Here is a 12,452-nt window from a genome sequence, read left to right on the forward strand (position 1 = left end):
ATGCGGTGGCTGCTCGCAGCCTCCCACCTCCGGCGGCCCGAGTGGAGATCGACCCCCAGGGCCTCACAGCTGGGGACGACGGGCGGGGCGAATGGCATGGGGGCGTCGATGGTGAGGGGGTTGGAAGTGTCCGAGTATCCGGTGCGTAAGCCGTCCGTGGTGCCTTACGTCGCGTCGTGGTCTGGCGAACTTGCCGTCTTTGAAAATGAGTTAGTGGTGCAGTTGGCCCGGGGTGGGCCGAGGCTTGGCTACAGGAACGAGCGCCCCTCAGACCGTTCCGGTCGTGACGAGGTGCTCTGGGGGCGGATGGATAAGTTGCCTGGGGCGGGCCGGCCTCAGTACGACTGCATGCACCCTGCGCGCCAGTACATCGCGATGTATTCGATGAAGTGCCAGATCTGCGGCCAATCGGCGTCCAGGAACGAGGACGGTTGGCTGTTCCTGGATTGGCGCAAGCCCTATGACCCGCCGACCTGGCCGGAGCGTTCGTTGACGGCTATGCCGCCGCTGTGCGAGACGTGCGCCCGTGTGTCCGTCGCCGAGTGCCCGCACCTCAGGAACACGGAGATCGCTGTGCTCAGAGCGCGGACGCCTCGTCTGTGGGGCTTCTCCGGTACGCCTTACACGCTTACCGCTGACGGCTGGAAGGGGCACGAGCAGGACGCGCTGTTGCCCTGCGGCGATCGAAGACTCCGAGGCTTGCTCGCCTCGTGCCTCTACCGCGAGCTGCGCAACGTCACCGTTGTCGGCGGTGGGCTTGCGGGCTGATCTGCCTTCGCCGGTGATGCCGGCCTAACAACAACTGAGACCGGACCGCCCTGAGCCTGGCAGCACGCGGGCGGTCCGGCCGGAGAGTTCCTGTTCAGAACCCTGGTGCCGATGGTACCGGGGCTGTTGTCGTGCGCACGTTCGGCCAGCCTCAGCTCAAGTCCGGTTTCGAGAGGGAGTGGTGGGGCTGTTTCTGACTGGTGAGACCTCGGCGTGGGCGGACGGCAAGGGCTGGTGGGTTGTTCCGCCTGACCCACGGAAAGTCAGCCACGACGCTGCTGCGCTGTGGGGAGCACCCGTCACGTGTGCCACCCGCGCCCTCGACGGCCTGTGCCACGCTGCCCTGCTTGAGGTTGGCCCGCGAACTGCCGGGCGTCACCGCGGATTCGGGGGCTGGCCACTGGTCGCGTGCGCCTGGTCGTGGTGCCGGCGTGGGTCGCGTCGTGGTCTCGGCCTGGTGGTGCTGCTTCGGGCTGGTCGGGTTGCTTCACGGGCTCTGTCGGGTCGCTGTTGGTCTTGCGCGCTGAGCTGCCGGGGGCTGCCGGAGCGGGGCGGTAGACAGGAGCGTCGGCGGCCTTCGGCCGCCAGCGCGCGCGGCCCGCGTAGCGGGCCGCCTTGATCCAGTAAAGAAACTTTGAACAGCTCGCCTGGCGCCCGGCCTTGCCCATTGCTGCGAAGCGTTCCCTCGCTGCTTCGTCACCCGCGCCGCCAGCGCCACAGATTGCCATGAACTACGCCGCTTTGTGCGTATTCGTCTCTGTGATCGTAGAAATCTATCCACAGGCAGATCGGTCCAAGGTTCCTACATGCCGATTTCAAGCGAGCGCGATTCGAGATGTCCGCGATCTCCTGCACAAAGCGGATGGGCTCCCGGCCAGTTGTCGCACTGGTTGGGCGTGAGGTCCTGCCCGTTTCGGGGCTCCGCTCCGTGCCCTGCCGACCGCCGAAATGTTGTCCACAGGGAGAGCTGTCCGCTTTCTGTGAAGGGATGTCCTCGACGGCGTCCATGCCGCAGGAGGCGGAAGCGGAAGGAGGTGTGTGATGCGCGTCACATGCTGTCCGAATCGGCCTCATGCCCGCACTTGGTCCTAGTGAAGAAGGTCTGCGGCTCGGTTAGTTGGGCCGGTGGCCCTGGAGGAGCGCTTTCGAGGAGGTGTCCGACAGCGGTGTTGGACTGGTCGAGAAGGTCCACCCTTTCGGCGCGCGATGCCGGCCTTCGGGAATCCGGGAGCGGTTGGTGTGGTGATGGCCGATCAGGGTGGCTGGCTGCAGGGCCCGAGGGAGTGGAGGAGCGCGCCGTGTACGCGGTGGGCGAGGAGTGGCGAATCGTTCCGTCGCGCGGGACGTGGGTGCGGATTGATTCCCGCGTGACGGGGTTTCCGAGGGAGGCCGGCCGCCGGGCGGGAAGTGCCGCTGGGGCTGTTGTGCGCGGCCTGCAAGGTGGTGCCAGGTGCGTGGGCCGGGAGTCGTTGTGTGAGGAGCGGGGCCGCGCTTACCAGGGCTTCCGGGGGCTTACCACGGCGCTTACCAGGGCGGTTGTGCCGCTTCCGTTACCTCAGCAGGCCCATTTGGCAAGCGGGGCGGTAAGGGCACTAGGGCTCACTGGGGTGGACGGGCAATGACGCACGGAACGGGGAATCGCGCGATGAACGAGCATGAAGTAGCGGTGCTGGAAGAGGCGTTGGCTGTGCTGTGCGGTCAGCTCGCCGAGCTATACGAACTGCTGGAGGAGCGGGGAGAGGCTACTTCTCCTGGCTTTCCCGGGCCTGCTCAGTGATCAGGGTTCGCAGCCGCTCCATCTCGCGGGACAGCTCAAGAATGCCGTGTGCGAGGGTGTTGAACTCCTCGCTGCGCAGGTGGCTGGGGGCAAGTTCGATGCCCTCGGCCACGCCGTCGTCGGCGTCTTTCAGGCGCTGCTCCTCGTCCTTTCCGTCCGGTTCGGAGGGCTGTTCGGCCTCGGGGGCGACCAGGTCGGAGCGCACGAAACTGCCGCGTCCCTGGACGCTGTAGATCAGCCCTTCGCTCCTCAGCACCCGCAGCGCGTTCTGCACGGTCGAGCTGGCGATGCCGTACTCGGTCTGTAGCTCGCGGGCAGACGGCAGCTTGTTGCCAGGCTTGAGGAGGCCACCCCTGATCTGGCGGCGCAGGACCTCGGCCGCCTGGACGTAGGGGGGCCTGGGGTCGTCTTCAAGTGGCAGTTGCATGCCCGCAGGATACGGCGACTCCTCCACACGCGATACAGCCAAGTCAGCCACTTCACCAGGGTGTATCGAGTGACCAGGTGTGCGGGTGTAGCGGGTGTGGCGGGTGTTGTGGTTATGTAGTGATGGCAGGCACCGCACAAGGCGGAGCCGAACGAAAGGAAGAAACAGATGGCTCGCACGAGCATTCGCGTTGGACTGCTGCCTGAGACCCAGCTCATGGCTGGTTCATTGCCGGCGGCGAAGTGGAAGGACCAGGAGAAGGGTGAGCGCGCCATTGACCAGGCCACCGGCGCACCACTGTCCACGGTGATGATCTTCCTGATGGAGGGTGAGCGCGCTGAGGCGCTGAAGGTCACCGTTCCGGAGAAGGGTCTGCCCAACGGCCTCAAGCCCGGCATGCGGATCAAGACCGTGGACCTTATGGCCAACCCCTGGGCCAACCTGTTCAACGGTCAAGTGTCCTCGGGCGTGGCCTATCGCGCCACCGCGCTGGTGTTGGACCAGGCGCCGGAGTCGGGCGAGTGAGGGACGTCATTCCGGGCTGGGATCGGGCCTATCCGGTCCCAGCCTCCACCCCCGATAGGCGTTTCAGCGAAGACCTTGTCAACCAGACAGCTGCCCTGCTGGTCGCCCACGGATACCCGCCGCTCTCTCATCTCTTCGAGTGGGGCGAGCTGGAACTGGCCCTGTGGGACTTCCTCTACGGAGAACGGAAGCAGACATGACACTGAACGAACTCGACACCTACGCCCCGGTGGTGGCGATGTTGGTCCTGACCGTCTTCGCGGTCATAGCGGCTGTGTGGCTGGGTCGCTACATCGCGGCGGACCGAACGATGCGGGCCAGCATCCGACAGGCGGTCCGTGTGCGGTGGAGTTGGAAGCGTCTCGCGCAGATGGCCGGTCTGTCCGTCACGGACAAGATGCCTACCCCGTTGGCCGCATTTACCTCCGATGGCGATAAGCCGCCAAAGCCGCGCGTGCTCACTCCGTCCTTGAAGGTCAAGCCCGACCGGTTCGGGATCGTGGCGCGGGCCAACTGCCTGCCCAAGGTCAGCCTGGAACAGTTCCAGAAGGCCGCGCCGTTCCTCGCCGACGCCTGGCGCTGCACCCGCGTCTCTGTCCTGCCGGACGGGCCTGGACAGGTCGTCATCCGTGGCGTGCGCACCGATCCGCTGATCACCCTGACTGAACATGCCCCCACGGGAGAGGTGCCGGAAGATCTCGTCATCTGGCACCTGGGCGTGTACGAGTATGCGCAGCCGGTGACGGTGGCGCTGAGCAACGTGCCTGGGGTGACTGTGGCCGGCCTTCCCGGCTACGGCAAGACCTCGCTGATCAATCGGTTCATCTGCGACTGCGCCCCCGCGCCGGAGATCCAGTTCGCGGTAGCGGATGGCAAGGTATCGGCCGCCTATGAGGGGGACTACGCAGACCTGATGGGCCGACTGTTCGCCTTTGTTGGGGACGACCTGAAGAAGGCGAATGAGCTGTTCAAGCGTCTCGTGAAGCTGCGGCGGGGGCGTTCGGCCAGCATCAAGGACGTCCTGGGCGTGAAAAACCTGTGGCAGGTCGGTCCTTCGGAGAACTGGCCCCTCACGGTGCTGATCATCGATGAGGCGCACACCTTCTTCCGCGACTACAAGGGCAGTGACCCGGAGACCAAGAAGCTTGCTGCCCTGGCGGCGGAGAACGCCCGGCTCGTCGAGGATCTGGTCAAGAAGGGCCGGAGCGTCGGCATGCTGGTCATCCTCGCCACGCAGAAGAGCACCGGTGATGCGATCCCCACGTTCATCCGGGACGTGTGCCCGGTGGGCCTGAGCTTCGCGCAGAAGACCGCTGAAGCCTCCGTGGCGGCCCTCGGCGACGACATTCGCAACTGGCCCGATGCCAACCCGGTCAACCTGCAAGACCCCGCCTATGTCGGCGTCGCCTCCATGGCCTTGCAGGGGCGCCCAGGCTTCACCCGCCTCCGCACTCCCTACGTGAACGACGCGCACACCAGCGAGATCTCAAGCGCTACTGCCCACCTCACCTACGACCCTCAAACCCTCCTCGACTACTACACCGACCACTGCCCCGCCACGCTCATTGACCTCGACAAGGGCAACGACAGCAAGGTGGCGTGACCTCAATGCCTCTGACCAGGCAAGAACTTGAAGGGAGGTGAACCCTCAATGTCTGAGGACCGGATCACCCAGCGCACCGTGACCGTGGTCATGGCCGTCATCGCGGCCCTGGCGTTCGTCTTCTCCTTCGGCAACGTCTGGTCCCTGGCCCTGCGCCTGGGCGTCCCTCACCCCGTCGCACCGCTGATCGCCCCCATGGTCGACCTGTCCGTGGTCGGCCTCCTGGTGGCCCTGCGCTACCTCTCCCTGCGCGGCATCCCCGCCGACCAGATGAAATCCGCTTCCCGACTCATGCACCTATCCGGGCTGCTGACCCTGGCTCTCAACATCGCCGAACCCCTCCTCGCCCACCACTGGGGCCGCGCTGCGGTCGACGCAGTGGCACCCTTGCTCCTCCTCGGATGGGGAACGGTCGGCCCACAGCTCCTTCGCCACTTCCACTCCGTCACGCAGCCTGCACCGGTGTCCGCCGACACCACCCCGGATCCGGCACCTGTCGCGGCTCGGGCTCCGCAACAGGCAGATACGGCTCCGGCCCTCGCGCCCGAGCTGACCCCCGCCCCGGCCTCCGTCGCCCCGGCAAGAGCAGTAGACCCCCCCGCGGCTTCGCCCCCGGTGCCTGCTCCCCTGCTGGAGGAAGCGCGCAAGATCGCGGCATCCCACCAGGCCGAGCACAGCGAGCCCATCACGGCCGCCCAGCTCAAGGCCCGACTTGGCGTCGGCCTTCCGTTGGCGACTGCCGCACACCAGGCCCTAACGGCCTGACCTTCTGCCGGCCTTCCGGCGCACGCCCCACCACTGCCCTACAGGGGCCCGTCCGCCATGCCCACAACCGGGCAGCGACCGCCCCCAATCGTGCGGTCGCTGCCCTCTGACCCTCGGTGGCAACCGAGCTCCACGGCGGTCACCACCAGCGCTGGCGGCAACAGCCTCAATCAGTTGTCGCCTGGCCCGCTCACCCTCCCGCAGGAAAGGAGACATCGCAGCATGACTCGCCCCCTCGACCTGCGTCACGTTAAGAGCCTCGCTGTGCGGGACCTGCTCGAACTGGCCAACCTCGAAGACTTCGACCGCGTGGCCGAACAGGTGAACCGCATGGCCGGCTGCACCCGCCCGGTCAACCTCGTCGGCTCCACCGCCACCATTGATGCCGCCACCCGCACCGTTCTGCGCTCCTACAGCACCGCTGATGAACCCACCGGCCGTCTCCTGACCACGTGCGGAAACCGCCGTAAGTCGCGTTGCCCGTCTTGCTCCCGTGTCTACGCCGCCGACACCTACCACCTGATCAAGGCCGGCCTTTCCGGCGGCAAGAACGTCCCCGAAGCTGTCCGCACTCACCCCCGCGTCTTCGTCACCCTCACCGCCCCCTCCTTCGGCGCTGTCCACAACATCCGGGACGATGGCCGCTGCGCCTGCGGCGCCCAACACAACAAAAAGTCAGCTGAGTTGGGAACGCCCCTACGCCCGTCCGCTTACGACTACACAGGCGCCGTGCTCTGGAACGCACACGCAGGCGCCCTGTGGGCACGGACGACCACCTACATCCGCCGCGCCCTGGCCGCCCTTCTCGACATGACCCAAAAGGCTCTGAACGCCACTCTGCGGATCTCCTTCGCCAAGGTCGCCGAATACCAACAGCGCGGCCTTGTCCACTTCCACGCTGTGATCCGCCTCGACGGCCCTGAAGGCAGCACCGAGCCCCCGCCCTCTTGGGCCACCGTCGGCGACCTGACCGACGCGATCAAGTACGCCACGTACAAGGAACCGGACGACAAGCTCCGCAAGGACATGCGCGCCTATCTCACTGTGGCCTCGGACCACACCGGAGACCGCGAAATCCGCTGGGGTGACCGCGTCGACGTACGCGAGATCACCGCACTCGGCGACGGCGAACTCACCGACCAGGCCGTTGCCGGGTACATCGCCAAGTACGCCACCAAGAGCGCCGAAGACTCCGGCACCGTGGACCGCTCCCTCGTCTGCACCCCCTGTGGCGGACGCGGCTACCTACGCAGCCCCGACGGCTTCCGCGACCTGTGCGACGACTGTGACGGCACCGGCCAGGCCGAACCCCTGCCGAACCTCCGGGTACAGCGTCACGTCCGCCAGATGATCCGCACGGCCTGGGCACTCGGCCACCTCCCGGAATTCGCGGCTCTCAAGATTTGGAAGTGGGCGCACATGCTCGGATTCCGCGGCCACTTCTCCACAAAATCCCGCCGCTACTCCACCACTCTCGGCGCCCTTCGCGACGTACGCAAAGCCTGGCGCACCGAACAAGCCCACGCCCATGCCGGCCAAGACGCCACCGAGGAAGACACCACCCTCATCACCGAATCCTCCTGGGCCTACCTCTCCTCCGGTTACCGCCCCGGCGAGGAATTCCTCGCCGAACAAACGCGCCACGAGATCAAACAAGCCCGGCAGGCCGCTGTCCGTGTCAAGTCAGAGGGGGAGCTGTGGCAATGACCGCCGTGGTAGAGCGCACCGCTCGCCGGACCGAGATGGGCTTCCGGGCCGTGGAATCGACAGGTGCCCCGGCTGGAGCCGAGGCACCTGAGGACGAGATGACCGAGGCGGAGCGGGCTTGGATCGCCAAGTGGGTTGCCAAGTCGCCTGAGTGGAGCCCTGAGAAGTGGAACCGAATGGGTCACCGGCTCGGTGTCCGCTTCAGCTAGTGCCGCATCAGCCAAGGTTCGCCCTGTCGAGGATCTTGCGTAGGCGTTCGTCGGCCGCGTGCTTGTTCCGCCAGGGAATGTACCCGGCGGATCACGCTGACGGCCGAGCACTGCTCGGCAACAGAACCCGATCGGCGCCTCACATGACAGCAGGGCGAAGGTTGCCTGGAACGGCACTGGGGCGTGCCTAAATTTCACGGGCCGTGACGGGGGTGCGCTATGCCTGCGTGAACTGGACACCACCGGCAACGGCCTGTCGCGACTGCGTGGCTCGCCCTGAGCCGGAGTGCGGTAGCACCCACCGACGAAGCCGAGTGGACATCAGCTGGGTCCGCCGAGGTGCACACGTGCTCAGTCGGAGAGAACATGACGGTATGGGCGATAGGAAAGGCCGGGGCGATCCCTCGGCACGAGACTTGGCGCTTGTTGTACAAACCCGGTCGGCCATCGGGCGTTCCAAGAAGCACATAGAAACCCTACGCTCTCTTGGCCTCGGAAGAATCGGGAAGGCCAAACTGGCGCACATAGACAATCCATCAGTTAGCGGGATGCTAGCCACCGTACGTGATCTCGTGGAAGTGCGTGAGGTGACCCCGGAGGCGACGGCGCAAGAGCACGGTGCGTACTTGATCGAGCGGGATTACGGTGACGGCGAGACGCTGGCGCGTCTCTATAAAACGGCTAACGATGAGTACATTCGTGTCGAGGCTAATGCTGATTCCATATCGCTCGGATGGTCTACTCGACTCACAGTCGCTGATGCAATCGATGCCTTGGCGGACACGTACGCTTTCCGGGATCGCCCTGGCGACCGCGAGGCGGTTGTTCATACTCGCCCAGGAAGGGCTCATCTCCACCTAGCTCCACGCAAGGCGCTCGATTATGCACGCAAGAATTCGGGCGCCATCCGGGCAATGCGCGCAGATTTTGCGGAATTCACATTCTCCTGGAAGATGCCATCAAACCTAGGAGCGGGTGGAAAGTATGCGCAAATCGTCCTCCAGTTGGACACGTACGATGAAAGCAGCATGGCCCATGTATTGGCAAAATCAGCCACGCCTGAGATCAAGCGCGTCGCTCCAGATGTCGTTACGAGGGTGGGTTCCATATTTCTAGAGGCTCAACAGTCTGTGAAGCCATCCCATCAGATAGACAGGGGAGGCGAACATGACTTGCGCTGGTGAGTGTAGCGATCACTGGGATATTAAGTTCACCTCTCAGGTCGAATGCCCTAATGGGAGCCCTCACGCGGTCCCGGCAAAGGAGAGGGTCCTTCATCGGATCACGGTTTGGAATGAAGGGTCTTTCAGTGGATGGGTTCACATAAGGGCCAAATGTAAAGGGCGTGGCCGGCTGAACTATGACGAGCCTGGAGAACCAAAATACAAGTGGGAGGAGAGCTTCCAGATTGAGCGGAATCAGCGCTCAAGCCTGAGTTACCCTAAGGCGATCAAGAATCGACATGTAGTCAATGTATTGCATGCGCCTGCGGACTCAGAGTCAATAACGTTGACCGTACTTTGCTCCGCGCAGGAAGACGCCAAAAAAGAGCTGATCGGCTCAATGACGCTCAAGGTCGCGTGTACGTGAGTACGCAGGTGGATGCAACGGGATGGTCTCCCTCTCTCATGGGCGGCGTCGCCGGCGACGGAGGAGCGCAGATATTCGTTGGTGCGGAACCTTGGGAAGTTGCACTTCCCTTCGGAATTGCAATTATTCTCATGGGTATGGGTGCTATTGCCATGGCGCTGATGACGCGCCATATGGAGCATGTTCTCCGGGAGCGCATTGCAGGGGTCAACGAGGAGGCGAAAAAGGCTGGGGAATCCGAATTTCACATTCCCTCCTTTCTGCGACCTGGTTCGATCGCCAGTATTGTGGAATGGTGTTCCGATGCGTCGCAGGCCCTCGGACTCGTGCTGGCTCCCACAATCGGGCTGAGCGCACTTATTGTGCAAGGGAGTTCTGTGCTGCTTTTCGGTCTCATCCTCCTTGTGGTCCTCATAGGGTTCGGCCTGTTCGCCCTCATACATAACTGGAAAAATCCCACTGATTACATGGGATATGCCGCGAATTGGGAGAGGCGCATATCTAAAATGACGGGCGCCCGCGGTGTGGCGATGTGGCCGATTGGAAAAATGCTGGCCATGCCTAGACGGCTCCACCTCACTTTTGTGAACTTTATCGGTATGGTAATCAACTTCCTCTTTGGTGTAGTCATCCTTGTGGTGGGTTACTGGGGTGAGATATTTTGAATCCCTACCGATCAGGGCGAGAAAAGAGGATGTCACCGCCGATTCCCGCAATCGGTGGTCCGTCGTGTGCATCGGTGCTGCAAGGGCAGGCATGTCTAGTGTCGTTCCAGGCAACGTTTGCCCTTCTGTGACGTGACGAGCCGTTCGGATTCTGTCGCCTAGTACTGCTCGGCGACAGAATCCGAACGGCGGTACATCATTTGCCAGAGCATGCGGCCGACGAACGCCTACGCAAGATCCTCGACAGGGCGAATGGTGCCTGATGCGGCACTGGTCTTCTCTTCCTTCCACACGGGGATGATTGTTTCGGGATCGAACTTGTGTGATCCCTTCACGCCAGGAAGAACGACCACAGCTTCCAGCGCGTCGAAAATGACTCCGCGCCTCTGCTGCAAATCCATGCTCTTCCACTCGGCCCGCGCATCTGTGACCCTGTGTTTCTCCGTCTCCTGGCGGGCGGCCCAAGCCTTCCGGTCGTTGGAGAGGCGCTTGATCTCTGCCTCTTCCTTCTTCAGGAGGGAGAAGAACGTCGAATCGATGATCTCTTCCGCGTGCCACTGCTTTTCCAGCGCGGCCTTCCTGCGTTGTGCCGCCTCCAACTTGTGCTCTTCGGCCCACGTCTCTTCGACCGGTTGACGCTCCGCGTTGCGCTTCTCCAACTTGGCGAGCACGAGTTCCTTGATCAGCTTGTCGATGGCCGGGCCCTGACGGCTCAGCTTGTCGCAGCCCCCGTCCAGCACAGACCGGCACCGATACTTGTGCGTCTTCCGGGCGGGGGCGCCGTGCATTTTCGCGTTGCACGTCCGCCCGTCCTCCAGCTTCTTCCCGCAACGCAGTAGACCCGTCAGCAGGTACTTTCGCGGAGTCCTCATGCTGTCGCCGGAGCCGTCCCAACCCCCTGCGCTGCGGTTCTTCTCCAGCAGCGCAGTGACGGCGTACCACTCTTTCGGCGAGACGATGGGTGTCCATTTACCGACCACCGGGTTGCCCTCGGCGTCGGTCACCAGCTCGCTCTTCATCTTCCGATAGCCACAGATGCGCGGGTTGCGAACGATCTGCTTGACCGTCTGAAGCTGCCAACTGTTGCCCATCGTGGTCTTGAGCCCAGATTCGACAAAGTTCCAGGTCACGGTGGTGATGCTCTTGCCCGCGAGCAAGTCCGTAACCCCTTGACGAACGACCTTGGACTCCTCGGGGTGGAGGGTCAGCTTGTCGTCACTCCAGCCGAACGGACGGCGACCCGATACCGGCTCGCCCCTCTCCGCTCGGGCAAGGTGATTCAGCCGTGCCCGGCGCTTCTTCTTCTTGGTCTCCGATCGGGAGGCGGCAACACCGAGCAGTCCCCGGTACTCGGCTCCGTCGCCGTAGAGGTCATGGCGTCCGGTGTCGTCGGCATAGACCCGATCGGGGTGGGAGGTGAACGAGTCCACGAAGCGCTCATACGCGTGTGCACCTCGGTAGAGCCGGTCATCAGCGACGCACACCACACCGTCCACGGGGTAGCCGTGCTCCGTGGCGCCTCGTTCCAGTGAGTCGATCATCTTGTCGAAGTCGGCGCGTACGACGTTCGCTTTCGATGCTGACTTGTCGTTGTCGATGTAGTGGTGAATCACGACCCCGCGCATGTGGCCGGCGATCCGCCCGCAGTGCCGAGTCTGGTCCTCCACGCCGTGGCCGTCACGCTTGTGTGCGTCATCGGAGATCCGGCAGTAGGCCAAGAGAAGCTGCCAACCTTCTGCGCGTAGGGCCTTCGCCTCCTCCAGGCTCGGAGCGTCGGTTGGCACCCCGCGAAGCCTCTCGACCAGCCGCTCTACTTCTGCGGCGGTCAGCTTCTTCCTTGGTCGTTGGTCCAGCGTCAAGACCTGTCCCCTCGTTGGCACTTCATATGAAATTAGCAGTTCTCCTGCCACCACAACTACGTGGCGGAGGAGCGGTACGACGGGATGGACCTGCTGGTGACCCGTAAGGGCGCGATCCGGGCGGGCAGCGGCGAGTACGGCATCATCCCGGGCTCCATGGGCACCGGTTCGTACATCGTCAAGGGGCTCGGCAACGCCGCGTCCTTCAACTCCGCCTCGCACGGCGCCGGCCGGAAGATGAGCCGGAACGCCGCGAAGAAGCGCTTCTCCACGCGGGATCTGGAGGAGCAGACGCAGGGTGTGGAGTGCCGTAAGGATGCCGGAGTGGTGGACGAGATCCCCGGTGCGTACAAGCCGATCGAGAAGGTCATCGATCAGCAGCGGGACCTGGTGGAGGTCGTCGCCAAGCTCAAGCAGCTGGTGTGTGTGAAGGGTTGAGCGGGCGGGCGGGACCGGTGGACGGTCCCGCTGCCGACGCGGCAAGGAGCCGGGATGCCCAAGGCGGGTGTCCCGGCTCCTTGCTGTGCGAGGGGCGGTGCGGACGGGGCGCCGCACCG

General features: G+C 64.1%; 10 protein-coding genes and 2 pseudogenes. 10 read left to right on the top strand and 2 right to left on the bottom strand.

Features of this window, described 5'->3' with window-relative positions; translation table 11 throughout:
- Positions 1 to 126 precede the first annotated feature (126 nt).
- Positions 127 to 768 carry a hypothetical protein gene (locus tag ACH4FH_RS00205; protein ID WP_398553471.1) on the top strand — a complete coding sequence of 214 codons (642 nt, stop codon included), beginning with the start codon at positions 127 to 129 and terminating at the stop codon, positions 766 to 768.
- A 1,742-nt stretch (positions 769 to 2,510) separates the two neighbouring features.
- Here ACH4FH_RS00205 and ACH4FH_RS00210 read toward each other — a convergent pair.
- Positions 2,511 to 2,972, bottom strand: a complete 462-nt coding sequence (locus tag ACH4FH_RS00210; RefSeq protein ID WP_398553472.1) for a GntR family transcriptional regulator — start codon at positions 2,970 to 2,972, stop codon at positions 2,511 to 2,513.
- Between the two features lie 168 nt (positions 2,973 to 3,140).
- Between ACH4FH_RS00210 and ACH4FH_RS00215 the strand changes: the two genes are divergently transcribed.
- The 8 genes and pseudogenes from ACH4FH_RS00215 (at position 3,141) to ACH4FH_RS00250 (ending at position 10,036) form a co-directional block, all read left to right on the top strand.
- Positions 3,141 to 3,497, top strand: coding sequence for a hypothetical protein (locus ACH4FH_RS00215; protein WP_398553473.1), 357 nt, complete (start codon positions 3,141 to 3,143; stop codon positions 3,495 to 3,497).
- Positions 3,494 to 3,697 carry a hypothetical protein gene (locus ACH4FH_RS00220; protein ID WP_398553474.1) on the top strand — a complete coding sequence of 68 codons (204 nt, stop codon included), beginning with the start codon at positions 3,494 to 3,496 and terminating at the stop codon, positions 3,695 to 3,697. Before ACH4FH_RS00215 ends, ACH4FH_RS00220 begins: the two co-directional genes overlap by 4 nt.
- Positions 3,694 to 5,100 (top strand): cell division protein FtsK, encoded by a 1,407-nt coding sequence (locus tag ACH4FH_RS00225; RefSeq protein WP_398553475.1) that lies wholly within the window; start codon positions 3,694 to 3,696, stop codon positions 5,098 to 5,100. Before ACH4FH_RS00220 ends, ACH4FH_RS00225 begins: the two co-directional genes overlap by 4 nt.
- A gap of 48 nt (positions 5,101 to 5,148) precedes the next feature.
- Positions 5,149 to 5,865 carry a DUF2637 domain-containing protein gene (locus ACH4FH_RS00230; RefSeq protein WP_398553476.1) on the top strand — a complete coding sequence of 239 codons (717 nt, stop codon included), beginning with the start codon at positions 5,149 to 5,151 and terminating at the stop codon, positions 5,863 to 5,865.
- A gap of 222 nt (positions 5,866 to 6,087) precedes the next feature.
- On the top strand, positions 6,088 to 7,572 hold the full coding sequence (locus ACH4FH_RS00235) for a replication initiator (protein WP_398553477.1): 1,485 nt from the start codon (positions 6,088 to 6,090) through the stop codon (positions 7,570 to 7,572).
- 583 nt (positions 7,573 to 8,155) lie between these two features.
- A pseudogene (rpmD, locus tag ACH4FH_RS00240) lies at positions 8,156 to 8,356 on the top strand (50S ribosomal protein L30); the annotation flags it as partial.
- Between the two features lie 3 nt (positions 8,357 to 8,359).
- Entirely contained in the window at positions 8,360 to 8,965 is a 606-nt protein-coding gene (locus ACH4FH_RS00245) for a hypothetical protein (protein ID WP_398553989.1), read from the top strand.
- 402 nt (positions 8,966 to 9,367) lie between these two features.
- The gene (locus ACH4FH_RS00250) at positions 9,368 to 10,036 is read left to right on the top strand and encodes a hypothetical protein (protein WP_398553478.1); all 669 of its coding nucleotides are present in this window, start codon (positions 9,368 to 9,370) and stop codon (positions 10,034 to 10,036) included.
- Positions 10,037 to 10,263: 227 nt separating this feature from the next.
- Here ACH4FH_RS00250 and ACH4FH_RS00255 read toward each other — a convergent pair whose 3' ends face one another.
- On the bottom strand, positions 10,264 to 11,895 hold the full coding sequence (locus ACH4FH_RS00255) for a recombinase family protein (RefSeq protein WP_398553479.1): 1,632 nt from the start codon (positions 11,893 to 11,895) through the stop codon (positions 10,264 to 10,266).
- 42 nt (positions 11,896 to 11,937) lie between these two features.
- Here ACH4FH_RS00255 and ACH4FH_RS00260 point away from each other — a divergent pair.
- Positions 11,938 to 12,333, top strand: a pseudogene (locus ACH4FH_RS00260) (RtcB family protein); the annotation flags it as partial.
- Between the last annotated feature and the right edge of the window lie 119 nt (positions 12,334 to 12,452).

This window comes from Streptomyces sp. NPDC017993 (assembly GCF_044328065.1).
Lineage (GTDB): Bacteria > Actinomycetota > Actinomycetes > Streptomycetales > Streptomycetaceae > Streptomyces.

What these genes read in the sequence shown, in the direction of transcription:
- ACH4FH_RS00210 (WP_398553472.1), bottom strand. Translation starts at nt 2,972, where the DNA reads ATGCAACTGCCACTTGAAGACGACCCCAGGCCCCCCTACGTCCAGGCG.
- ACH4FH_RS00215 (WP_398553473.1), top strand. Translation starts at nt 3,141, where the DNA reads ATGGCTCGCACGAGCATTCGCGTTGGACTGCTGCCTGAGACCCAGCTC.
- ACH4FH_RS00225 (WP_398553475.1), top strand. Translation starts at nt 3,694, where the DNA reads ATGACACTGAACGAACTCGACACCTACGCCCCGGTGGTGGCGATGTTG.
- ACH4FH_RS00230 (WP_398553476.1), top strand. Translation starts at nt 5,149, where the DNA reads ATGTCTGAGGACCGGATCACCCAGCGCACCGTGACCGTGGTCATGGCC.
- ACH4FH_RS00235 (WP_398553477.1), top strand. Translation starts at nt 6,088, where the DNA reads ATGACTCGCCCCCTCGACCTGCGTCACGTTAAGAGCCTCGCTGTGCGG.